The organism is Denitratisoma sp., assembly GCA_032027165.1.
Lineage (GTDB): Bacteria > Pseudomonadota > Gammaproteobacteria > Burkholderiales > Rhodocyclaceae > Desulfobacillus.
This window is the reverse complement of sequence record JAVSMO010000001.1, coordinates 1,386,796-1,408,578: the sequence shown is the minus strand read 5'-3', so window position 1 is coordinate 1,408,578 and position 21,783 is coordinate 1,386,796. Positions and strand designations below refer to the sequence as shown.

Below are 21,783 nucleotides of genomic sequence, written 5' to 3'. Positions count from 1 at the left end.
GGCGGTTCCCTTAGGCGTATGCGGATGCTTGAATGAATTGTTGCAGATGCGTGTCGCTGTCGCCGGCGAGCAGTTCGATGGCGGTGAGGCGCTTGAACCAGTGGCTGACGACCAGCTCGTCGGTCATGCCCATGCCGCCGTGCAGCTGCACGGCCTGCTGGCCGATGAAGCGGGCGGCGCGATTGACGGTCACCTTGGCGGCGGCGAGCGCGCGGCGCCGTTCGTGCGCATCCTGCGCCGTGCAGCGCATGGCGGCAAGATAGCTCATGGATTTCGCCTGCTCGTAGTGCATCAGCATGTCGGCGGCGCGGTGCTGCAGCGCCTGGAAGCGGCCGATCGGCTGGCCGAACTGCTGGCGCGTGCGCAGGTAGTCGACGGTGGCGTCGAGGGCCGCCTTCATGATGCCGACGGCTTCCGCGCACAGCGCGGCGAGGCCGATGTCCAGCGCGCGCGCCAGCGCTTCGCGACCGGCGTCGAGGCGGGCCGCCGCCGGCAGGCGCACGCCTTCGAGCCGCACTTCCGCCGCGCGCGTGCCGTCCAGCGTCGGATAGCTGTCGAGCGTGAGCCCGGCCGCCTTGCGCGGGACGAGGAACAGCGCCAACTCGTCGTCCAGGCGGGCGGAGACGATCAGAAAGTCCACCGCGGCTGCGTGTGCCACCACGCACTTGCGGCCGTCGAGCAGAAAGTCAGTCCCTGTGACACGGCAATGCGTCGTGGCGCCGTTCGGCTCGTCGTGGGCGATGACGGCGATGATTTCGCCGGCGGCCATGGCCGGCAGCAGCTCCCCACCCTGCCGGCATTCGCGCAGCAGGGCGGTGGCCGTCACCGCGCTGGCGAGGTAGGGCTCGAGCGGCAGGCCCGGGCCGAGGGCGTTCATCACCAGCAGCGTGTCGGCCGGCCCGCCGCCGAGGCCACCATGCGCCTCCGGCACGTTGAGGGCCAGCAGGCCCAGGTCGGCGAGCTGCTGCCAGGCCTCGCGGCTCCAGCCCTCTGCGGAAGACAGGATGGCGCGGCGCTTTTCGAACGTGTAATCCTTCGCCACGAAGCGGCTCACGGTGTCCTCGAGCTGGCGTTGTTCTTCAGTGAAGGAGAAGTCCACGGTTACAACTCCAGGATCATCTGCGCGACGATGTTTTTCTGGATCTCGTTCGAGCCGCCGTAGATCGACAGCTTGCGCAGGTTGAGGTATTGGGCGGCGCGGTTGGCGGCGTGGGCCGGGCCGGGCGCCGCGCCCATGAAGGGCAGGGCGTAGGGGCCGACGGCCTGCAGGATCAGTTCGCTGATGGCCTGCTGGAGTTCCGTGCCCTTGATCTTCAGGATCGAGGCCTCCGGGCCCGGCGCCTTGTTCTCCGCCTCGGCCGAGAGCGCGCGCAGGTTGGTGATCTCCAGCGCCATCAGATCGATCTCGATCTCGGCGAGGCGCGCGGCGAAGAGCGGGTCTTCGATGAGCGGCCGGCCGCGCTTCGTCTCGACGGCGGCAATGCGTTTGGCGCGGGCCAGTTCGCGCTTGGCGATGCCGATGCCGGCGATGTTGCTGCGCTCGTGGCCGAGCAGGAACTTGGCGCAGGTCCAGCCCTTGTTCTCCTCGCCGACGAGGTTTTCGACGGGCACCTCGACGTCCTCGAACCAGATCTCGTTCACCTCGTGGGCGCCGTCCAGCGTGACGATCGGCCGCACCGCGATGCCGGGCGACTTCATGTCGATGAGCAGGAAGGAGATGCCGCGCTGCGCCTTGGCCTCGGGGTCGGTGCGCACCAGGCAGAAGATCCAGTCGGCGTGCTGGCCGAGGGTGTTCCAGGTTTTCTGGCCGTTGACGATGTATTTATCCCCCCGGCGGATGGCGCGCGTGCGCAGGGAGGCGAGGTCGGAGCCGGCGCCCGGCTCGGAATAGCCCTGGCACCACCACTCCTCGGCGGACAGGATCTTCGGCAGGAAACGCTCCTGTTGTTGCCGGTTGCCGAAGGCCATGATCACCGGCGCCACCATCTTGATGCCGAAGGGCACCAGGCGCGGCGCGCCGCCGAGCGCGCATTCCTCCTCGAAGATGTACTGCTCGACCGGGCTCCAGCCGGGGCCGCCGAATTCTTTCGGCCAGCCCGGCCCGCTCCATCCGCCGCGCTCGTACAGGAGGCGCTGCCATTGCAGGTGCTCGTCACGGCAGAGGTGAATGCCGTTCGCCACCTTGTCGCGGATGGCCGGGGGCAGCGCGTCGCGCACGAAGGCGCGCACTTCCGCGCGGAAGGCGTTTTCGGCATCGGTGAAGTCGAGGTTCATGGCCGGGAGCAGCCCGTAACGTACTGCATAGCGGAACTGTAGTTTGCTGGAATGGCGATGCTGCGCGAGTGTTGCGCATGCCATGTTAAGCTGTCAAGAGCGAAAAACGCGGCGGTAGCAGATCGGGATGCGAGTACCGCGATGCAGAACATGAACCGGAGGTGAGCCCATGGCCCTGACCCGCAAGAAGACCAAAGTGCCGAAAGTGCTGCCGGCGCCGCCGAAAGCCAAGGAAGACCGCCACTTCGTCACCGCGCTGGCGCGCGGCCTCGAAGTGCTCGGCTGCTTCCGCTCCGGCGACAAGCTGCTCGGCAACATCGAGATCGCCAAACGCTGCGGACTACCCAAGTCGACCGTCTCGCGCCTGACCTACACGCTGACGCGCATCGGCTACCTGCATTACGACGAGGTCTCCGGCAAGTACCGCCTCGGCACGGCGACCCTGGCGCTGGGCAGCAAGATGCTGGCGCGCCTCGACGTGCGCCAGCTGGCGCGGCCGCTGATGCAGGACCTGGCGGATTTCTCCGGCGCAGCCGTGTCGCTCGGTACGCGCGACCGTCTCAGCATGATCTACGTCGAGCACTGCCGCAGCCAGTCGGCCATCACCATCAGCCTCGACGTCGGCTCGCGCATCCCGCTCGCTACCACCGCCATGGGCCGCGCCTATCTCGCCGCAACCTCGGACGGCGAGCGCCACGAGCTGATGGACCGCATCAAGGAACTCGACGAGTTCGCCTGGCCGAAGATTCGCGAGGGCATCGAGGCCGGCATCCGGGAATACCGCGAGCTGGGCTGCTGCTGCTCCTTCGGCGCCTGGCAGAAGGACGTCAACGCCATCGCCGTCGCCTTCCGCCCCGGCCCGGGCATGCCACCGATGTCGATCAACTGCGGCGGGCCGGCGTTCACGCTGTCGCCGGAATTCCTCATGAACGAGGCGCGTCCGCGCCTGGTCGAGCTGGTGCGGCGCATCGAGGATTCCCTCGGCGGCTGATCATTTCAGCACGCCGAAGAGGTTCGAGAAGCCGTCGGTCCACGGCCGGAATCCCGGCCGCGGTGCGAGCGGTTCGCCGTCGTTCATCACCAGCGGCAGCGCCGCGGCGCGCTCCGGCGCCATGATCAGCACCCAGTCCGAGCTGTAGCAGGCGGGATTGTCCTCGTCCTTTTCCAGCGCGTAGAGCAGCGCCGTGCGGCCGTAGTGCCGCGCGGCGGCGGCCATCACCGGCTGCAGGTCGAGATAGCGGTTGGTGATGTGCACCGCCAGGATGCCGTCCGGCTTGAGATGGCGCAGGTAGGTCCGCATCGCCTCCAGCGTCAGCAGGTGCGCCGGGATGGCATCGCCGGAGAAGGCGTCCAGCGCCAGCAGGTCGAAGCCCTGGTCGGGTTCGCGCTCCAGCATCAGGCGGCCGTCGCCCAGCACCGTCTCGATGCGCGCCGGCGAGTCGGCGAGATAGCTGAAGTGGCTGTTCGCCAGTTGCAGCACCTGCTCGTTGATCTCGTAGATGCGCAGCGCGTCGCCGCTGCGCCCGTAGGCGGCCAGCGTGCCGGCGCCCAGGCCGACCATGCCGAGCTTCAGCGGCCGCGCCTGCGGCAGGGCGAAAATGGCGCGGCCGACGCCGGATTCCTCGCAGTAGTAGGTGTTCGGCACGTGGCGCGCCTCCCCCGCGAGGTACTGCTCGCCGTGGTTGATGCGCCCGTGCACCATCACGCGCTTCCAGCCGGGATCGCCGTCGTGCCGTTCGGAGACGCGCAACTGGCTGTAGAAGTTGCGCACGGTGACGATGTAGCCGTCGACGAATTCCTTCGACACCATGCCGAGGCGCCAGCCGTAGCCGGTCAGCGCCAGCACGAGCAGGATGCGCCAGTGCAGCCGCAGGCCGCGCCAGAGCACGAACACCGTCAGCAGTGCGCAGAGGAACAGGCCGATCGGCAGCTCGAAGTAGGCGCTGAAAAACGCCGGCGCCAGCAGGCCGACGAACATGCCGCCGAGCGCGCCGCCCAGCGAGAGCATCAGGTAGAACAGGGTCAGGTGGCGCGGATGCGGCTTGCGGCGAACCAGCTCGCCGTGGCAGACCATGCAGAACACGAACAGCGCGGCCGAGATCAGCGCGATCATGGCCGGCACCGCCATGCCCTCGTCCAGGATGCGGTCCATGCCGAAGAAGGCGACGGGCAGGGCGGCGAGGAACAGCGGGCGCACGTAGTAGCGCGGCGCGTCGAAGCAGAGGATGAAACTCAGCAGGTAGAGCGCCAGCGGCAGCACCCACAGGAAGGGCACCGGCGCCACGTCCTGCGTCAGGTGGCGCGTCATCGCCAGCAGCAGGGTCGACGCCGTCATTGCCAGGCCGGCCCACAGCAGGCAGTCGCGCCAGGACGGACGCGGTACGCCGGCCAGAGCCGCCGTCGTATGCTCGCGCTCCGGCGACACCTGCCGCCACGACCACCAGGCCGTCGCGCCGCAGGCGGCGACGAAGAGCGCGTAGCCGGCCGACCAGCCCAGGGCCTGGCCGCGCACCTCCAGGTAAGGCTCCACCAGCACCGGATAGCTGAGCAGCGCCAGCATCGAGGCCAGGTTCGACAGCGCATAGAGGCGGTAGGGCGTCACGCCGGCGAAGGCGCGTGCGAACCAGGCTTGCATCAGCGGGCCGGTGGTCGACAGCAGCAGGTAGGGCAGGCCGACTGCGGCGGTCAGCACGCCGAGCACGCTGAGGGTCGGATTCGCCTGTGCCGTCTCCTTCCAGGACGGATCGGCCGCCACCGGCAGGGCGAGCAGGCTCAGGAGCAGCAGCGCGGCGTGCACCAGCGCCTGCCGCCGCGGCGCCAGCGACTCGTGCAGCCAGTGCACGTACAGGTAGCCCAGCAGCAGTTCGGCCTGGAAGAACACCAGGCAGGTGCTCCACACCGAGGAGGCGCCGCCGAACCAGGGCAGGATCATCTTCGCCACCATCGGCTGGATCTGGAACAGCAGGAAGGCCGAGAGGAAGACGGTGAGGGCGAAGAGCGGCATCGCTGGGCAATAAATTGCAGGCGGCAGCCATCCTAATGGAAATGCCCGGCAAAGTGTTTATGATGGCGGAAAGCAAGAAAGCATCCGGGACAAGGGGGAGGGGACGATGAGAACCGCCTGTCTGATCGCAATCCTGGCCGGCGCGCCGCTCGGCGCGCCCGCGGCCGAACTGCCGCGCGGCGACTGCAAGCGCCCGGCGGCCCGCACCGACCTGTCCGCCTGCGACCTCTCCGGCGCCAAGCTGGCCGGCAAGGACCTGCGCGGCGCCCGCTTCGCCGGCGCCAAGATGGAGAATGCCGACTTCCGCAAGGCGCGCCTCGACAACGCCGACTTCGGCGGCGCCAACGCCAAGTGGGCCAACTTCAGCAAGGCCAGCCTGAAGGCCGCCGATTTCCGCAAGGCGGACCTCTTCCACGCCATCTTCGACGAGGCCGACCTGTCCGACGCGCGCCTGAACGGCGCCAACCTGTTCGGCGCCAACCTCATCGACACCCGTGCCGCGCGGGCCGACTTTGCCGGCGCCCAGCTGAAGGACGTCCTGATGGAGGGCATCGACCTCTCCGGCGGCTCGATTCGCGGCTGTTACGCCTTCCGCGGCGTGCTCTCCGGGGCGAAGCTGGTCGGCGCCGACTTCACCGGCGCCGACCTCACCGGCGCTGCCGCCGAGAACGCCGATTTCACCAAGGCGAAACTGGTCGGTACCCGGCTGTCCGGCGCCACCCTGCGCTTCGCCGTGTTCACCGAGGCCGACATGGCCGGTGCCGACCTGGCCAATGCCGACGTCTGGAGCGCCAACTTCACCCAGGTGCGCAACCGCCCGGCCTCGGTGCAGGAAGCCCTCATCGAGCCCTTCGTGGCGCGCGAACGGAAATGACATGGAAAAGATCTGGCTGAAAAGCTATTCCCCCGGCGTGCCGCACGAGATCGCGGTCGACGATCTCGGCTCGATCGGCGACACGTTCGAGGAAAGCGTGCGCCTGTACGGCGAGCGCACCGCCTTCGTCAGCGGCGCGGCCGGCGTCGGCCTCAGCTACCGCGAAATCGATGTCCTCTCGCGCAACGTGGCGGCGTACCTGCAGTCGGTGCTGAAGCTGGCGCCGGGCAGCCGCGTCGCGCTGATGCTGCCGAACCTCCTGCAGTTCCCGGTCTGCCTGCTCGGCGCGCTGCGCGCCGGCTGCGTGGTGGTGAACGTCAATCCGCTGTACACCGCCCGCGAGCTGGAGCACCAGCTCGCCGACTCGGGCACCGAAGCCATCTTCATCCTCGAGAACATGGCGCACGTGCTGGAGAAGGCCATCGCCCGCACGCCGGTGCGCCATGTCGTCGTCTCCGGCGTCGGCGACCTGCTCGGCTTCCCGAAGCGGCAGCTCGCCCACTTCGTCGTGCGGCGCGTGAAGAAGATGGTGCCACCGTTCTCCCTGCCTGGCGCCGTATCCTTCGACGCCATGCTGGCGCAGGGCGCTGCTGCGCGCTTCGAACCGGTCAAGGTGGCGCCCGACGACCTCGCCTTCCTGCAGTACACCGGCGGCACCACCGGCGTCTCCAAGGGCGCCATGCTCACCCATCGCAACCTGCTCGCCAACGCCCGCCAGGGCGCGGTGTGGAGCGACCCCTTCATCGACCCGGATGTCGAGTACGTCCTCGTCACGGCGATTCCGCTCTATCACATCTTCGCGCTCGGCGCGGCCGTCGGCCACCTCGGGCGCGGCGGCGTGAATGTGCTGGTGTCCGACCCGCGCAACACCGACGCCTTCGTCAAGGTGCTGGCGAAATACAGGTTCGTCGCGCTGCCGGCGGTGAACACCCTGTTCAACAGCCTGGTCCACCATCCGGATTTTCCCAAGCTGGATTTCAGCCGCCTGAAATTCGCCATCGGCGGCGGCGCGGCGGTGCAGCGCGCGGTGGCCGAGCGCTGGCAGCACATCACCGGCGTGCCGCTGTGCGAAGGCTACGGCCTGACCGAATGCTCGCCCACCGTCACGGTCAACCCGCTCGACATCGAGGGCTACACCGGCTCAATCGGCCTGCCGGTGCCGTCCACCGACATCTCGATCCGCGACGAGGACGGCCGGGAGCTGCCCATCGATACTCCCGGCGAACTGTGCGTGCGCGGGCCGCAGGTGATGAAGGGCTACTGGAACCGCCCCGACGAGACCGCCCGCGTCATGACGCCGGACGGCTACCTGCGCACTGGCGACGTCGCCGCCATCGACGCGAAAGGCTTCGTCCGCATCGTCGACCGCAAGAAGGACCTGATCCTCGTCTCCGGCTTCAATGTGTACCCGAACGAGGTCGAGCAGGTGGTGGCCATGCATCCGCAGGTGCTCGAAGCAGCGGCGGTCGGCGTGCCCGACGATGCCTCCGGCGAGGCGGTCAAGCTCTACGTCGTCAAGAAGGACCCGGCGCTCACCGCCGAATCCCTGGTCGCCCACTGCCGCGAATCGCTCACCGCCTACAAGGTGCCGCGGCTGGTCGAGTTCCTCGACGAGCTGCCGAAGAGCAACGTCGGCAAGGTGCTGCGCCGCGAGCTGCGCGAGCGCGGCAAGTAACGGATTTCCCCCAACGCAGGACAATCAAACCATGAACGACCAGCTTACCCTCTACATCGACAGCAACTGGGTCAGCCCCTACGCCATGTGGGCCTTCGTCGCGTTGAAGGAGAAGCGGCTGCCCTTCGCGCTGAAGACCGTCGACCTCGCGGCGAAGCAGCACCACGAGGCCGGCTACGAACACCTCACCCTCACCGGCAAGGTGCCGGCGCTGCTGCATGGCGACTTCGCGCTGGCCGAGTCCTCGGCGATCATCGAGTACCTCGAAGACGTCTTCCCCTCGCCGCCGGTCCTGCCGGCCGACGCGAGGCAGCGCGCCCGCGCCCGCCAGCTGCAGGCCTGGATCCGCAGCGACCTGACGGCCCTGCGCGAGGAGCGGCCGACCACCGTGATCTTCAAGGCGCCGGTGGACAAGCCGCTCAGCGAGGCCGGCCGTGCCGCCGCCGACAAGCTCGTCCGCGTCGCCGCCAGCCTGCTGGGCGAGGGCACCGGCCAGCTTTTCGGCGACTGGTGCATCGCCGACGCCGAACTGGCCCTCACCCTCAACCGGCTCGTCGCCAACGGCGATCCCGTGCCGGAGAACCTGAAGCGCTACGTCGAGGCGCAATGGGCGCGGCCGTCGGTGCAGGCGTGGTTGAAGCGGGACGCCTGAATCGCCGGTATCGGTTTACTCGACCGGCGGACAGGAAATGATGCGGCTGGCGAGCGCGATGTGATTGTTCTTCAGGTAGGCAAGAAATTCCGCTGCCGAGCAGTTTTCATCCAGTTCGGATTCTTCAAGGGGCAGCGAGAAAAACGAGATGTCGCGCTCGACGATCTCGAGGCCGCTTTGCGAAGCGATCTCGATGATGTCCCTGATCTTGTCGGCGAGCTTGCCGTTGGTCTCCGTGTAGGGCGCCAGTATCCAGAAATCGACGCCGTCGCGCACCACCAGGTCCGTCTTGCGGAACGCCTTCCTCATGGAGAGCAGAGTCGCGTCGAGCTTGTGCGAGGCCTCCTGGGCGCCGAACATGTCGCCCAGAACCCGGTGGTTGGCGAAGTTGACATGGACCAAGCCGAAGCGGACATGGTTGGTATAGCGGTGGGTGACCGCCAGCAGCCACTCCAGCGTGAAGAGGAATTTCTCGCGTAGGGCGAGGTCTTGCTGGGGCATGCGTCTCTCCTGGACGGTCTTGCGAATTGCCGTCCCCTATTTATGCTTATAGGCTACATTCCGGATGGATGCAATTTAAATTCAGCACGCCGTAATACATTGCTCTGCCGCGAACCGGGGCATGGCCTGTCGTTCCGGCCGGCGCGATGCTGGTACCATGGCTATCGCGTTTTGTTATGGGAAGCCCGGAACGGGGCCGCGCCATGAACCTCAAGCAACTCGAATACTTCGTCGCCGTCGCCGAATTGGGCAGCTTCAGCAAGGCGGCGGTGATCCTCAACATCGCCCAGCCGGCATTGTCCCGGCAAGTCCGCCTGCTGGAGACCGACCTGCACGTCACGCTGCTGATGCGCAACGGCCGCGGCGTGGTGCTGACCGAGGCCGGCAAGCGGCTGTTCGACCACAGCGTCGGCATCCTGCAGCTGGTGTCGCGCGTGCGCGAGGACATCGAGGCCTCGCGCGACGTGCCGTCCGGGCGCATCGTCGTCGGCCTGCCGCCGAGCATGGGGCGGCTGCTGACCCTGCCGCTGGTGGAAGGTTTCCGCCGCGCGCTGCCGAAGGCGCGCCTGACCATCGTCGAGGGGCTGTCGGCGCACCTGGCGGAGTGGATCTCCACCGGCCGGGTGGACATCGGTCTGCTGCACAACCCGGAGCCGCAGCCGGCGCTGGAGGTGACGCCGGTGCTGGAGGAGCCGCTCGGGCTGGTCAGCCCGGCGGGGAAGGGTGCCGCGAAGGGAGGCGCGAAGAAAGTCAGTCTCCGCGGCACGGCGACGCTGGCGGAACTGACGCGCCTGCCGCTCATCCTGCCCGAGCGCACCCACGCCATCCGCAAGCTGCTGGAGACCCAGGCGGCGCTGGCCGGCCACAAGCTGGGCGTCTCGCTCGAGGTTTCCAGCGTGCAGTCGATTCTCGACCTGGTGCGCGCCGGCCACGGCCATGCCGTGCTGACGCCCTCGGCGCTGGCCGCCTCGGGCAACGCGGCGGCTTTCCGGCTGCGGCCGATCGTCGAGCCGCGCCTGACCAGCACGCTGTGCCTGGCGGTGTCGGCGCACAAGCCGGCGACGCCCCTCTCCCGGCACGTCTTCCGCATGCTGCGCGAGCTGGTGACGGCGACCGGCAAGGCGCAGAGTCCGCCTTCCCATAACAAATTGCGATAACTGATAGCGCCCCCCGCACCTAGGCGGGGGCCAGGCGGGTGGGGAGAATCGTCCCCATGACCCTCCGCCTCCACGGCATCTCCTCGATGGCGACGCGCCTGGTGCTGGCCGAACTGGCCGGCGTCTTTCGCGCGCGCAGCGGCGTCGACGTCGCCTTCGAGTCGGTCGGCGGCGTGGATGCCGCGAAGCGGGTGCAGGCCGGCGAAGCCATCGACCTGGCGGTGCTCGACGCCGACGCGCTGGAGAAGCTCGCCGCCACGGGGCGCGTGGTGGCCGGCAGCCAGGCCGCGCTGGTGCGCTCGGGCGTGGCGATCGCCGTCCGCGCAGGCGCGCCGCGGCCGGATGTCTCTTCCGAAGAAGCCCTGAAGCGCGCCGTGCTGGCCGCGCCCAGCATCGGCCATTCCACCGGCCCGAGCGGCACGGCGTTGCTCAAGCTGCTCGAGCGCTGGGGCCTCCTCGACGCGTTGCGCCCGCGCATCGTGCAGGCGCCGCCCGGCGTGCCGGTCGGCAAGCTGGTGGCGGACGGCACGGTCGCGCTCGGCTTCCAGCAGTACAGCGAAATGATGAACGTGCCCGGCATCGACGTGCTCGGCCCGATGCCGCCCGGCTGCGAAATCGTCAGCGTCTTCTCGGCCGGCCTCTGCGCCGCCTCGGCCCAGCCCGAGGCGGTGCGCGAGCTGATCGACTTCATGCATTCGCCGGCCGCCGACGACGCCAAGCGCCGCCACGGCATGGAACCGGCGTGAACGGGAGAAAATCGTGATCATCGACATCCACGGCCACTACACCACCGCGCCAAAGGCGCTGGAAGAATGGCGCAACCGCCAAATAACAGCACTGAGCGCCGGCATCCAGGACCCGGCGCAGATGCCGAAGGCTGCCGAACTGAAGATCGGCGACGACGAGCTGCGCGAGAGCATCGAAAACAACCAGCTGCGCCAGATGAAGGAGCGCGGCTCCGACCTCACCGTCTTCTCGCCGCGCGCCAGCTTCATGGCCCACCATATCGGCGACTTCAAAGTCAGTTCCGCCTGGGCGGCGATCTGCAACGAACTGTGCTTCCGCGTCTCGCAGCTCTTCCCGGACAACTTCATCGGCTGCGCCATGCTGCCGCAGTCGCCCGGCGTCGACCCGAAGACCTGCATTCCCGAGCTGGAGAAGTGCGTCAGGGAGTACGGCTTCGTCGCCCTCAACCTCAACCCCGATCCCTCCGGCGGCCACTGGACCTCGCCGCCGCTCACCGACCGCCACTGGTACCCGATCTACGAGAAGATGGTCGAGCACCGCATCCCGGCGATGATCCACGTCAGCACGAGCTGCAACGCCTGCTTCCACACCACCGGCGCGCACTACATCAATGCCGACACCACGGCGGTGATGCAGCTGATCCAGGGCGACCTGTTCAGGGACTTCCCGGACCTGAGGTTCGTCGTCCCGCACGGCGGCGGCGCCGCGCCCTACCACTGGGGTCGCTACCGCGGACTGGCGCAAGAGCTGAAGAAGCCGCTGCTGAAGGACCACCTGCTCAACAACGTCTTCTTCGACACCTGCGTGTACCACCAGCCGGGCATCGACCTGCTGACGAAGGTGATCCCGGTGGACAACATCCTGTTCGCCTCGGAGATGATCGGCGCCGTCAAGGGCGTCGACCCCGAGACCGGCCACAACTACGACGACACCAAGCGCTACATCGAGGCGACGCTGAACCTYTCGGCGGAGGACCGCYACAAGGTCTACGAGGGCAACGCCCGCCGCGTCTACCCGCGCCTCGACGCSGCMYTSAAAGCRARRGGRAAGTGACATGTACGAACTKGGCGTCGTCTACCGCARCATCGAACGCACCGACCCGGCCACGGCCGATGCGCTGGYSCGYTTCGGCTCGGCCACSGTGCACGAGGCGATGGGCCGCGTCGGCCTGMTGAARCCGTACATGCGGCCGATCTACGCCGGYGCCCAGGTSTCGGGCACCGCSGTSACCGTGCTGCTGCAYCCCGGCGACAACTGGATGATGCACGTCGTCGCCGAGCAGATCCGSCCCGGCGACATCGTCGTCGCGGCGATCAGCGCCGAGTGCASCGACGGCTACTTCGGCGACCTGCTGGCCACCAGCTTCATGGCGCGCGGCGCCCGCGCGCTGGTGATCGACGCCGGCGTGCGCGACGTTCGCACMCTGACGGAAATGAAYTTYCCGGTGTGGAGCAAGTGCATCAGCGCCAAGGGCACCATCAAGGCGACGCTCGGCTCGGTGAACATCCCGGTGGTGTGCGCCGGCCAGCTGGTCAATCCGGGCGACGTGATCGTCGCCGACGACGACGGCGTCGTCTGCGTGCCGCGCGCGCTGGCGGCGAAGACGCTGGAGGCTGCCGCGGCGCGCGAAGACAACGAAGGCGTCAAGCGGGAAAAACTCGCTGCCGGCGTGCTCGGCCTCGACATGTATGACATGCGCCCGGCGCTGGCCAAGGCCGGCTTGAAATACATCGACTGATGACCCTGCCCGCGCCCTCCCTGCACTGGACATTCGCCCTCGTCGGCTATGGCGAGGTCGGGCAGATCCTGGCCGAAGACCTGCGCAAGATCGGCCTCGCCGTGGCCGCCTGCGACCTCAAGGCCGGCGACGGCGCCGGTGCGGCGATGCGCCGACACGCGGCGGACCATGGCGTGAGCCTGTCCGGTTCGCATTCGGAAGCCGTCGCCGGCGCCGACCTGGTGATCTCCGCCGTCACCGCGAGCCAGACGGTTGCCGCCGCCGCGGCCTGCGCGCCCGCGCTCAAGGGCGGCGCCTTCTTCCTCGATTTCAACTCGGCCTCGCCCGCCGCCAAGATCGAGGCGGCCGGCCTGGTCGACGCCGCCGGCGGGCGCTATGTCGAGGGTGCGGTGATGACCTCCATCCCGCCCTATCGCATCCGCGTGCCGTTGCTGCTCGGCGGGCCGCACGCCGCGGCGCTCGAAGGGCATCTCGGCGTGCTCGGCTTCGACGCCAGGGTCGCCTCGGCGAAGCTCGGCGTCGCCTCGGCCACCAAGATGTGCCGCAGCGTGATGATCAAGGGCCTGGAAGCCATGGTCATCGAGAGCTTCACCGCCGCGCGCGCCTACGGGGTCGAGGACGCGGTGCTGGCCTCGCTCGCCGAGACCTTCCCCGGCATCGACTGGGAGAAGCAGGGCGCCTATTTCTTCCAGAGAGTCATCCAGCACGGCCGCCGCCGCGCCGAGGAGATGCGCGAAGCGGCGCAGACCGTGCGCGAGGCGGGGCTGGAACCCTGGTCCGCCGCCGGCACCGCCGAGCGCCAGGCCTGGATGGCCGACCTCGCCGATGCCGGGCTGTTCGACGACCGCAACGCGCCCCGCAAGGATTGGCGCGCAGACGCCGACCGCATTCTTGCGGCAGCCGAAAAGTAATCCTGACCGAGAGACCCATGGACCCCGACTGGCTGCCCTTCCACCCCAACCCCTCGAAGCCCGCCTTCAGAGTGCCGGCCGGCGCCGTCGACGCGCATTGCCACGTCTTCGGCCCGGCGGCGCAGTTCCCCTTCGCGCCGGAACGCAAGTACACGCCCTGCGACGCTTCGAAGGACCAGCTCTTCGCCCTGCGCGACTTCCTCGGTTTCTCGCGCAACGTCGTCGTGCAGGCCACCTGCCACGGCAACGACAATCGCGCCATGGTCGATGCGCTGCTGCATTCGCAGGGCCGGGCGCGCGGCGTCGCTTCGGTGAGCCGCGACGTGACCGACGACGTGCTGCAGGCGATGCACAATGCCGGCGTGCGCGGCGTGCGCTTCAATTTCCTCCGGCGCCTGGTGGACTTCACGCCGAAGGAGGTGCTGATGGAGATCGCCGGCCGCATCGCGCCGCTCGGCTGGCACGTGGTGGTGTACTTCGAGGCGCAGGATCTGCCGGAGCTGTGGGACTTCTTCACCGCGCTGCCGACCGCCGTGGTGGTCGACCACATGGGCCGGCCCGACGTGGCGAAGCCGGCCGATGGCCCGGAGTTCGCGCTGTTCAGGCGGCTCCTGCGCGAGCACCCCAATGTCTGGTCCAAGGTGAGCTGCCCGGAACGGCTGTCGAAATCGGGGCCGCCAGGCTACGATGACGTGGTGCCTTTCGCGAAGCGCATCGTCGAGGATTTCCCCGACCGCGTGCTGTGGGGCACCGACTGGCCGCACCCGAACCTGAAGGGCCACATGCCCGACGACGGCGGGCTGGTGGATTTCCTGCCGAAGATCGCCGTCACGCCCGAACTGCAGCGCAGGCTGCTGGTCGGCAATCCCATGCGGCTCTACTGGCCGGAGGAAAACTGAAATGGCCCTGGAAAAACCCTACAAGGACATCCCCGGCACGACCATCTTCGACGCGGACCAGTCGCGCAAGGGCTACCACCTCAACCAGTTCTGCATGTCGCTGATGAAGCCCGAGAACCGCGCCCGCTTCAAGGCGGACGAGCGCGCCTACCTCGACGAGTGGCCGATGACGGAAGAGCAGAAGCAGGCCGTGCTGGCGCGCGACCTGAACTGGTGCATTCGCCTAGGCGGCAACATCTACTTCCTCGCCAAGATCGGCGCCACCGACGGCAAGAGCTTCCAGCAGATGGCCGGCAGCATGACCGGCATGAGCGAGGAGGAATACCGCGACATGATGATTTCCGGCGGCCGCTCCATCGAGGGCAACCGCTATATCGGGGAGAAGAAATGAGCGCGAGGATCACCGCCAGCGTCTATACGTCCCACGTGCCGGCCATCGGCGCCGCGCTCGATCTCGGCAAGACCGGCGAGCCTTACTGGCAGAAGGTGTTCGCCGGCTACGAGCCCTCCAAGGCCTGGATGAAGGCCAACACGCCCGACGTCATCTTCCTCGTCTACAACGACCATGCCACGGCCTTCAGCCTGGAGATGATCCCGACCTTCGCCATCGGCTGCGCGGCGGAGTTCAGGCCGGCCGACGAGGGCTGGGGCCCGCGCCCGGTGCCGGTGGTGAAGGGGCACCCGGAGCTGGCCGCCCACATCGCCCAGTCGGTGATCCAGGACGACTTCGACCTGACCATCGTCAACAAGATGGACGTCGACCACGGCCTCACCGTGCCGCTGTCGCTGATGTTCGGCCAGCCGTCGGAATGGCCCTGCCCGGTGATCCCCTTCGCGGTGAACGTGGTGCAGTATCCGGTCCCCTCGGGCCGCCGCTGCTTCGCCCTCGGCCGCGCCATCCGCAAGGCGGTCGAATCCTACGACGCGCCCCTCAAGGTGCAGGTGTGGGGCACCGGCGGCATGAGCCACCAGCTGCAGGGGCCGCGCGCCGGCCTCRKCRATYGMKWRYTMKMMRYCSYMKKCSKYSRMYKMCTSMKCSMMRMWMMSKMSSGSYYKTCGSMSATKSCGSACAKCRASYRYRKRYRMRWGRSWGGYKSSKAKSGMAYCKARSTGGWSRTKYKRCKSAYCGCMYSMSSKGCSRKKRKMRRCGRRWKWRCCAMYMWRKMRCCSRWMRKGKSSMWKCGMWTSTWKMRYGTCYCRRCSMSSAWMMSCRYCRTGGSMSAKYTRWYCCWRGWGRMMSMAWWRYKGSCMWMMYCRYWWMRKWYGCSSKSSYCGSRSYCGSGRCCKWYKGYATCRARSAMSYMRRSRCGWYMARSMTGRYCSRMRGCKTSGAGKTGKTSKSRSTRWYCGSCYKCGWSMGSRYYRMRMMSYMGKMGGTRRYCKMSAWSWACKSSMYCKGCYRCGTYSCCASYKMMYKMGCCGMKWSMMTRGCKYKYMRGRMSKYCGMKRYSGYGAKCMKRWKSRCKYSSWYSYMRWYGSMYSCSRSSYRKKSSAYMMMGTKSSYKWRMGCMSKMRMSCMMGTKYRSRYRGWGMYCMCSSYSSCMKASWMGYTSWAKGWSKSCKWSRMGGWKGCKGMSYYGCWKWMSGMGRSYRGSCTKSTYRSSWYGTSMGSSYASASGYSMMKCTYMAMSYYSWGCYWYSMSWGRCTRYMMRRGRMRRYMYSGKMSRRYGWWWKYSSCWKMMRSMRSWTGKMMKYKYWGAYCTWCTYMWYSMGMMSYMSMWWSAKSWMCRYSCKGRSYYMGYYSMRSWRMWRGRCSRACYMSSWSYTSWGGYMYYRMGCCRSCSWCWCMGTMRAMSWGYKYSCSWGGMWSWSSKGMRSYSRMAYSRKMSMKSYCMAYRYSMTGMWSGKGCSRRTMYRWMSSWCYYKSGSMAYYRYSMKRKRMATSTSRAKMYAGYKGRMGYYRRRSWSSKRMSCSCYSKKMRCRSTGKCSYYRYSSTYYAWCWWCRMCRGCMMSMWCGGCAMCTKYYKCCGSYACWYSGKSRAYMSSRSCWCMWWYAKSSSCSRMKMYSRYKMCCTRRWKRWSKSCRARRRCRWSWKSRYYSMYRKRTSKWMRRTGSMYGWRWYKAYSRRCGSMWYSSRRCTKCAKSRCSSMGMRTTSKKYGSMGYSATSSGYSWRKSKCKYRWACMSAWYKMGAKSKKKRYRMRRGWSMKGCCCTGCTACCGCACGCTGCACATGCTCGAACAGCAGCTTCAGCGTTAACCACAAGAGAGGAGAGATGACCATGAAAACCAGCCTGAGAAGCATCCTCGCGGCCGCCCTGCTTGCCGGCGCCGCACCCCTGGCGCACGCCGCCGACGTGACCCTGCGCTTCCACCAGTTCCTGCCGCCGCAGGCGACGATCCCGGCCAAGGCCATTACGCCGTGGGCGCAGAAGGTCGAGAAGGAGAGCGGCGGCCGCATCAAGGTGCAGCTGTTCCCCAGCATGCAGCTCGGCGGCAAGCCGCCCGAACTGTACGACCAGGCCAAGAACGGCGTCGCCGACATCGTGTGGACCGTGCTCGGCTACACGCCGGGACGCTTCCCGAAGACCGAAGTGTTCGAACTGCCGTTCAGCAGCGGCCTCGCCGAGCCGGCCTCGCGCGCCTTCCAGGAGTTCGTCGAGAAGCACGCCATGGACGAGTTCAAGGACGTCAAGGTCATCGCGGTGCACGTGCACGGCCCCGGCCTCATCCACAGCAAGGACCCGATCACCAGGCTCGAGGACATGAAGGGCATGAAGGTGCGCGGCGGCTCGCGCGTCATCAACATCATGCTCGAGCAGCTCGGCGCCACGCCGGTCGGCATGCCGGTGCCGGCCGTCGGCGAGGCGCTCTCCAAGGGCGTCATCAGCGCCACGACGATTCCCTGGGAAGTGACGCCGGCGCTGAAGGTGCAGCAGATCGTCAAGAACCACACCGGCTTCGCCGGCGACCAGGGCCTGTACACCCAGACCTTCGTGGTGGCGATGAACAAGGGCGCCTACGACAAGCTGCCGGCCGACCTGAAGAAGGTGATCGACGCCAACAGCGGCATCGAGACGGCGGCGCTGTTCGGTCGCGCCATGGACGAGGGCGACAAGGTCGGCCTGTCGCTGGCGCAGAAGGCCGGCAACAAGATCCACATGCTCGACGCCGCCGAGACCCAGACCTGGCGCCGCACCGCCTCCGGCGTGCGTGCCGTCTGGTACAAGGAAGTGGGCAGCAAGGGCATCGACGGTCCGAAGCTGGCGGAAGAAGCCGAGGCGCTGATCGCGAAGCATTCGAAGAAGAAGTGATCCTGCAGCCGGCCGGCCGTCGAAGCGGCGGCCGGCCGGCGTTTCCTCCATGAGCAAGTTCATCTACGACACCAGCCGCCGGATGGCCTGGTTCGGCGCCTTCGTGCTGGCCCTGCTGGCCGCCATGAGCGTCTTCAGCATCGCCGGCCGCGCGCTCAGCTTCGCCGGCCTCGGTCCCGTTCCCGGCGACTTCGAACTCGTCGAGGCCGGCACCGCGCTCGCCGTCTTCTGCTTCCTGCCCTGGTGCCACCTCAAGCGCGCGCATGCCCATGTGGCGATGTTCTGGCATGCCTATCCGGCTGCGCTGCGCCGTTTTCTGGAGATCCTCGGCGACGCGCTGATGTTCGGCGTCTGGCTGCTCCTGGTCTGGCGCATGGGACTGGCCATGCTGGAGTATCGCGAGAACGGCGAGGTCAGCTTCATCCTGCAGATGCCGGTCTGGTGGGGCTATGCCGCCTCCTTCGTGCCGGGCGTGCTCGGCTGCCTGGCCTATGCCTGGCGGCTGCTCGAGACGCTCGGCCTGGCCGCGCGCCCGCAAGGTTTCACGGCGGAAGAGGGGGCGCATTGATGGATCCGCTGACCCTCGCCGCCTGGTCCTTCCCCGCGCTGCTGCTGCTGATCTTCCTGCGCGTGCCGATCGGCCTGTCGATGCTGGCGCTCGGGCTCGCCGGCTCCTGGCTGGTCTATGGCAGCCTTGGCCCGCTGCTCAACCAGATGAAGACGCTGGCCTACAGCACCTTCTCCAGCCACTCGCTGTCCATCGTGCCGCTGTTCCTGCTGATGGGCCAGTTCGCCTCGCTCGGCGGCATGTCGCAGGCGCTGTTCAAGGCGGGCGAGGCCCTGCTCGGCCACCGCAAGGGCGGCGTGGCGATGGCGGCCATCGGCGCCTGCGCCGGTTTCGGTTCGATCTGCGGCTCCTCGCTCGCCACCGCGGCGACGATGGGCCAGGTGGCGCTGCCCGAACTGCGCCGCGCCGGCTACGAGGGCGGGCTCGCCAGCGGCGCGCTGGCGGCCGGCGGCACGCTCGGCATCCTCATCCCGCCCTCGATCGTGCTGGTGATCTACGCCATCCTCGCCGAGCAGAACATCGCCAAGATGTTCGCCGCCGCCTTCGTTCCCGGCATCCTGGCGGCGCTCGGCTACATGCTGGTGATCGGCATCGTCGTGCGCCTGCGGCCGCAATGGGGCGGCCACCGCTTCGCGCCGCTGCCGTGGCCGGAGCGGCTGCGCGCCCAGCGCGATGTCTGGCCGGTGGTGGTGATCTTCGTCGTCGTCATCGGCGGCATCTACACGGGCATCTTCACGCCGACCGAGGGCGCCGCCGTCGGCGCCGTCGCCACCGGCCTGCTGGCCTGGTGGAAGGGCGGCCTCGACCGCGCAAAGGTGCAGCGCGCCTTCGAAGCCACGGCAAGCGGCACCGGCATGGTCTTCATGATCGTGCTCGGCGCCGCCGCCTACAACACCTTCCTTGCCCTGTCGCAGCTGCCGCAGGAACTCGCCACCTGGGTCGGCAGCCTCGGCCTCAGCCCCTTCGCCGTGCTGTGGGCGATCCTGGTCTTCTACCTGGTCTTCGGCTGCGTCATGGACTCGCTGTCGATGATCCTGCTGACCATCCCGATCTTCTTCCCGATGGTCTCGGGGCTCGACTTCGGCCTGCCGCCGGAAGAAATGGCGATCTGGTTCGGCATCCTGGTGCTGATCGTCGTCGAGGTCGGCCTGATCACCCCGCCGGTGGGCATGAACCTGTTCGTCATCCAGTCGATGGCGCCGGACATCCCCATCCGCGACACCTACCGCGGCGTCGCCCCCTTCGTCGTAAGCGACCTGCTGCGCGTCGTCCTGCTGGTGGCTTTCCCGTCGATCACCCTGTTCGTGCTGAGGATCTGAGATGGAAAAGCGGCGCATCGGCCCCTTCGACGTCTCCGCCCTCGGCCTCGGCTGCATGAACCTCAGCCACGCCTACGGCACGCCGCCGTCGGAAGAGCAGGCCGCGGCGCTGCTGCTGCGCGCGCTCGACCATGGCATCACGCACTTCGACACCGCTGCCCTGTACGGCTTCGGCAGGAACGAGTCGCTGCTCGGCAAGGTGCTCAAGCCGCATCGGCAGAAGATCTTCCTCGCCAGCAAGTGCGGCATGACCGGGGTGGACGGCAAGCGCGTCATCGACGGCCGGCCGGAGACGCTGAAACGCACCTGCGAGGAAAGCCTGCAGCGCCTGCAGACGGACGTCATCGACCTCTACTACCTGCACCGCTGGGACAGGCAGGTGCCGATCGAGGACAGCGTCGGCGCGCTGGCCGGGCTGGTGCAGGAGGGCAAGGTGCGCATGATCGGGCTCTCGGAAGTCTCCGCCGCCACCCTGCGCCGGGCGCACGCCGTGCATCCGATCGCCGCGCTGCAGTCGGAATACTCGCTGTGGACGCGCAACCCGGAGATCGCCACGCTGGCGGCCTGCCGCGAGCTGGGCACGGCCTTCGTCGCCTTCAGCCCGCTCGCCCGCGCCTTCCTCACGTGCAGGCTGCGCGACCCGGACATCGAGCTCGAGGCGAAGGACATCCGCCGCCAGATGCCGCGCTTCGAGCCGGCCAACTACGAGAAGAACCTGGCGCTGCTGCCCGAGTACCGGCGCATCGCCGACGATGCCGGCTGCACGCCGGCCCAGCTCGCGCTCGCCTGGCTGCTGGCGAAGGGCGAGCACATCCTGCCGATCCTCGGCACCCGGCAGCCGGAGCATCTCGACGAGAACGCAGGGGGTGCTTCAGTCAGGCTCGACGGCGGCATCGTCGCCCGCCTGGACGCGCTGATCAACCAGCAGAGCGTCGCGGGGCCGCGCTACAACGCGGCCACGCAAAGGGAGATCGACACTGAAACGTTCTAGGAGACAGACGATGACCTCGGGCAAACCGAAGCGCGAGATCCCCGGCACCACGGTGTTCGACGGGGAGCAGGCGCGCAAGGGCTACGCGCTGAACAAGATGTGCTTTTCCTTCAACTCAGCGGAGAACCGTGCCGAGTTCCTCAAGGACCAGGACGCCTACTGCGCGAAGTTCGGCCTCAACACCCAGCAGCGCGAAGCCGTGCGCAGCCTCAACGTGCTGCAGATGATCGAGGCCGGCGGCAACGCCTATTACCTCGCCAAGCTCGGCGGCATCTTCGGCCTCGACATGCAGGACATCGGCGCGCAGCAGACCGGCATGAGCAAGGACGAGTTCAAGGCCAAACTGGTCGAGGCGGGGAGAAAATAGTCATGGCAAGCATCGTCGGCGCCGTCAACGTCACCCACGTCCCCTACATCGGGCGGGCCATCGCCAACAACCTGCAGCAGGACCCGTACTGGAAGCCCTTCTTCGACGGCTTCCCGCCGGTGCGCGACTGGCTGGCGAAAGTCGCTCCGGACGTGGCGGTGGTGATCTACAACGACCACGGCCTCAATTTCTTTCTCGACAAGCAGCCGACCTTCGCCATCGGCGCCGCGCCCGAGTACCGCAACGCCGACGAGGGCTGGGGCATCCCGACCCTGCCGCCGTACCGGGGCGACCTGGATCTCTCCTGGCACCTGATCGAGTCGCTGGTCGGCGAGGAGTTCGACCTCGTCACCTGCCAGGAGATGGTGGTCGACCACGCCTTCACCCTGCCGCTCGAGCTGCTCTGGCCGGACCGGCATCCCTGCCCGGTGCGCACCGTGCCGGTGTGCATCAACACCGTGCAGCACCCGCTGCCCACGGCGGCGCGCTGCTTCAAGCTCGGCCAGGCCATCGGCCGCGCCGTCGAGTCGTGGGATTCCGATGCAAAGGTGGTGGTGATCGGCACCGGCGGCCTGTCGCACCAGCTCGACGGCCAGCGCGCCGGCTTCATCAACAGGAAGTTCGACCTGCTGTTCCTCGAGAAGCTGATCGCCGATCCGCTCTGGGTGACGCGCTACTCCATCCTCGACCTGGTCGAGCTGACCGGCACCCAGGGCGTCGAGCTGCTCAACTGGCTCGCCGCGCGCGGCACGCTGCTGGGCGAAGTGCAGAAGGTGCATGCCAACTACCACGTCCCGATTTCCAACACCGCCTCCGGCCTGCTGGCCATGGAGGGCATCTAGCGCCCCGAC

21 protein-coding genes are annotated in these 21,783 nt (G+C 68.2%); 17 read left to right on the top strand and 4 right to left on the bottom strand.

All coding sequences use genetic code 11. The features are described from left to right. Positions 1–10: 10 nt before the first annotated feature. Together ROZ00_06920 and ROZ00_06915 are read right to left on the bottom strand one after the other, a co-directional pair. Complete coding sequence (locus tag ROZ00_06920) at positions 11–1,099, bottom strand: acyl-CoA dehydrogenase (protein ID MDT3735937.1); 1,089 nt, start codon at positions 1,097–1,099, stop codon at positions 11–13. A 2-nt stretch (positions 1,100–1,101) separates the two neighbouring features. Next, positions 1,102–2,274, bottom strand: a complete 1,173-nt coding sequence (locus ROZ00_06915; GenBank protein ID MDT3735936.1) for an acyl-CoA dehydrogenase family protein — start codon at positions 2,272–2,274, stop codon at positions 1,102–1,104. 169 nt (positions 2,275–2,443) lie between these two features. On the opposite strand from ROZ00_06915, the gene ROZ00_06910 reads away from it, so the two are divergent. Continuing rightward, on the top strand, positions 2,444–3,265 hold the full coding sequence (locus ROZ00_06910) for an IclR family transcriptional regulator (protein ID MDT3735935.1): 822 nt from the start codon (positions 2,444–2,446) through the stop codon (positions 3,263–3,265). Here the strand turns inward: ROZ00_06910 and ROZ00_06905 are convergent, their stop codons facing one another. Next, positions 3,266–5,278 (bottom strand): fused MFS/spermidine synthase, encoded by a 2,013-nt coding sequence (locus ROZ00_06905; protein ID MDT3735934.1) that lies wholly within the window; start codon positions 5,276–5,278, stop codon positions 3,266–3,268. Between the two features lie 106 nt (positions 5,279–5,384). Here ROZ00_06905 and ROZ00_06900 point away from each other — a divergent pair, with 106 nt between their 5' ends. From ROZ00_06900 to yfcF, 3 genes are read left to right on the top strand one after another with little or no spacing between them, the layout of a single operon-like run. Next, entirely contained in the window at positions 5,385–6,152 is a 768-nt protein-coding gene (locus ROZ00_06900) for a pentapeptide repeat-containing protein (GenBank protein MDT3735933.1), read from the top strand. Position 6,153: 1 nt separating this feature from the next. After that, positions 6,154–7,827 (top strand): AMP-binding protein, encoded by a 1,674-nt coding sequence (locus ROZ00_06895; protein ID MDT3735932.1) that lies wholly within the window; start codon positions 6,154–6,156, stop codon positions 7,825–7,827. 31 nt (positions 7,828–7,858) lie between these two features. Beyond that, positions 7,859–8,479 (top strand): glutathione transferase, encoded by a 621-nt coding sequence (gene yfcF / locus ROZ00_06890; GenBank protein ID MDT3735931.1) that lies wholly within the window; start codon positions 7,859–7,861, stop codon positions 8,477–8,479. 15 nt (positions 8,480–8,494) lie between these two features. Here the strand turns inward: yfcF and ROZ00_06885 are convergent, their stop codons facing one another. Further along, positions 8,495–8,980, bottom strand: coding sequence for a diguanylate cyclase (locus tag ROZ00_06885; GenBank protein ID MDT3735930.1), 486 nt, complete (start codon positions 8,978–8,980; stop codon positions 8,495–8,497). A gap of 203 nt (positions 8,981–9,183) precedes the next feature. Here ROZ00_06885 and ROZ00_06880 point away from each other — a divergent pair, with 203 nt between their 5' ends. From ROZ00_06880 to ROZ00_06820, 13 genes are all read left to right on the top strand, one after another. After that, positions 9,184–10,137: a LysR substrate-binding domain-containing protein gene (locus ROZ00_06880; protein MDT3735929.1), complete on the top strand. Its 954-nt coding sequence runs from the start codon at positions 9,184–9,186 to the stop codon at positions 10,135–10,137. 56 nt (positions 10,138–10,193) lie between these two features. Beyond that, positions 10,194–10,883, top strand: coding sequence for a substrate-binding domain-containing protein (locus ROZ00_06875; protein ID MDT3735928.1), 690 nt, complete (start codon positions 10,194–10,196; stop codon positions 10,881–10,883). 13 nt (positions 10,884–10,896) lie between these two features. Further along, the gene (locus tag ROZ00_06870) at positions 10,897–11,937 is read left to right on the top strand and encodes an amidohydrolase family protein (GenBank protein MDT3735927.1); all 1,041 of its coding nucleotides are present in this window, start codon (positions 10,897–10,899) and stop codon (positions 11,935–11,937) included. 1 nt (position 11,938) lies between these two features. Then, entirely contained in the window at positions 11,939–12,622 is a 684-nt protein-coding gene (gene ligK, locus ROZ00_06865; GenBank protein MDT3735926.1) for a 4-carboxy-4-hydroxy-2-oxoadipate aldolase/oxaloacetate decarboxylase, read from the top strand. After that, a complete protein-coding gene (locus ROZ00_06860; GenBank protein MDT3735925.1) occupies positions 12,622–13,533 on the top strand; it encodes a DUF1932 domain-containing protein in 912 nt (303 codons plus the stop codon). The genes ligK and ROZ00_06860 overlap by 1 nt, the downstream gene beginning before the upstream one ends. A gap of 17 nt (positions 13,534–13,550) precedes the next feature. Beyond that, the gene (locus ROZ00_06855; protein ID MDT3735924.1) at positions 13,551–14,432 is read left to right on the top strand and encodes an amidohydrolase family protein; all 882 of its coding nucleotides are present in this window, start codon (positions 13,551–13,553) and stop codon (positions 14,430–14,432) included. A 1-nt stretch (position 14,433) separates the two neighbouring features. Beyond that, positions 14,434–14,823 carry a protocatechuate 4,5-dioxygenase subunit alpha gene (gene ligA, locus ROZ00_06850; GenBank protein MDT3735923.1) on the top strand — a complete coding sequence of 130 codons (390 nt, stop codon included), beginning with the start codon at positions 14,434–14,436 and terminating at the stop codon, positions 14,821–14,823. A gap of 1,832 nt (positions 14,824–16,655) precedes the next feature. Continuing rightward, entirely contained in the window at positions 16,656–17,687 is a 1,032-nt protein-coding gene (locus ROZ00_06845; GenBank protein ID MDT3735922.1) for a TRAP transporter substrate-binding protein, read from the top strand. 49 nt (positions 17,688–17,736) lie between these two features. Then, complete coding sequence (locus ROZ00_06840) at positions 17,737–18,255, top strand: TRAP transporter small permease (GenBank protein MDT3735921.1); 519 nt, start codon at positions 17,737–17,739, stop codon at positions 18,253–18,255. Further along, complete coding sequence (locus ROZ00_06835; GenBank protein ID MDT3735920.1) at positions 18,255–19,574, top strand: TRAP transporter large permease; 1,320 nt, start codon at positions 18,255–18,257, stop codon at positions 19,572–19,574. Before ROZ00_06840 ends, ROZ00_06835 begins: the two co-directional genes overlap by 1 nt. 1 nt (position 19,575) lies before the next feature. Further along, positions 19,576–20,565: an aldo/keto reductase gene (locus ROZ00_06830; protein ID MDT3735919.1), complete on the top strand. Its 990-nt coding sequence runs from the start codon at positions 19,576–19,578 to the stop codon at positions 20,563–20,565. 10 nt (positions 20,566–20,575) lie between these two features. Next, positions 20,576–20,932, top strand: a complete 357-nt coding sequence (locus ROZ00_06825; GenBank protein MDT3735918.1) for a protocatechuate 4,5-dioxygenase subunit alpha — start codon at positions 20,576–20,578, stop codon at positions 20,930–20,932. A gap of 2 nt (positions 20,933–20,934) precedes the next feature. Beyond that, complete coding sequence (locus ROZ00_06820; GenBank protein ID MDT3735917.1) at positions 20,935–21,774, top strand: class III extradiol dioxygenase family protein; 840 nt, start codon at positions 20,935–20,937, stop codon at positions 21,772–21,774. The last annotated feature ends 9 nt before the right edge of the window (positions 21,775–21,783 follow it).

Coding starts and splice junctions, on each gene's coding strand:
- ROZ00_06915 (MDT3735936.1), bottom strand. CDS start 2,274: ATGAACCTCGACTTCACCGATGCCGAAAACGCCTTCCGCGCGGAAGTG.
- ROZ00_06910 (MDT3735935.1), top strand. CDS start 2,444: ATGGCCCTGACCCGCAAGAAGACCAAAGTGCCGAAAGTGCTGCCGGCG.
- ROZ00_06905 (MDT3735934.1), bottom strand. CDS start 5,278: ATGCCGCTCTTCGCCCTCACCGTCTTCCTCTCGGCCTTCCTGCTGTTC.
- ROZ00_06900 (MDT3735933.1), top strand. CDS start 5,385: ATGAGAACCGCCTGTCTGATCGCAATCCTGGCCGGCGCGCCGCTCGGC.
- ROZ00_06895 (MDT3735932.1), top strand. CDS start 6,154: ATGGAAAAGATCTGGCTGAAAAGCTATTCCCCCGGCGTGCCGCACGAG.
- yfcF (MDT3735931.1), top strand. CDS start 7,859: ATGAACGACCAGCTTACCCTCTACATCGACAGCAACTGGGTCAGCCCC.
- ROZ00_06885 (MDT3735930.1), bottom strand. CDS start 8,980: ATGCCCCAGCAAGACCTCGCCCTACGCGAGAAATTCCTCTTCACGCTG.
- ROZ00_06880 (MDT3735929.1), top strand. CDS start 9,184: ATGAACCTCAAGCAACTCGAATACTTCGTCGCCGTCGCCGAATTGGGC.
- ROZ00_06875 (MDT3735928.1), top strand. CDS start 10,194: ATGACCCTCCGCCTCCACGGCATCTCCTCGATGGCGACGCGCCTGGTG.
- ROZ00_06860 (MDT3735925.1), top strand. CDS start 12,622: ATGACCCTGCCCGCGCCCTCCCTGCACTGGACATTCGCCCTCGTCGGC.
- ROZ00_06855 (MDT3735924.1), top strand. CDS start 13,551: ATGGACCCCGACTGGCTGCCCTTCCACCCCAACCCCTCGAAGCCCGCC.
- ligA (MDT3735923.1), top strand. CDS start 14,434: ATGGCCCTGGAAAAACCCTACAAGGACATCCCCGGCACGACCATCTTC.
- ROZ00_06845 (MDT3735922.1), top strand. CDS start 16,656: ATGAAAACCAGCCTGAGAAGCATCCTCGCGGCCGCCCTGCTTGCCGGC.
- ROZ00_06840 (MDT3735921.1), top strand. CDS start 17,737: ATGAGCAAGTTCATCTACGACACCAGCCGCCGGATGGCCTGGTTCGGC.
- ROZ00_06835 (MDT3735920.1), top strand. CDS start 18,255: ATGGATCCGCTGACCCTCGCCGCCTGGTCCTTCCCCGCGCTGCTGCTG.
- ROZ00_06830 (MDT3735919.1), top strand. CDS start 19,576: ATGGAAAAGCGGCGCATCGGCCCCTTCGACGTCTCCGCCCTCGGCCTC.
- ROZ00_06825 (MDT3735918.1), top strand. CDS start 20,576: ATGACCTCGGGCAAACCGAAGCGCGAGATCCCCGGCACCACGGTGTTC.
- ROZ00_06820 (MDT3735917.1), top strand. CDS start 20,935: ATGGCAAGCATCGTCGGCGCCGTCAACGTCACCCACGTCCCCTACATC.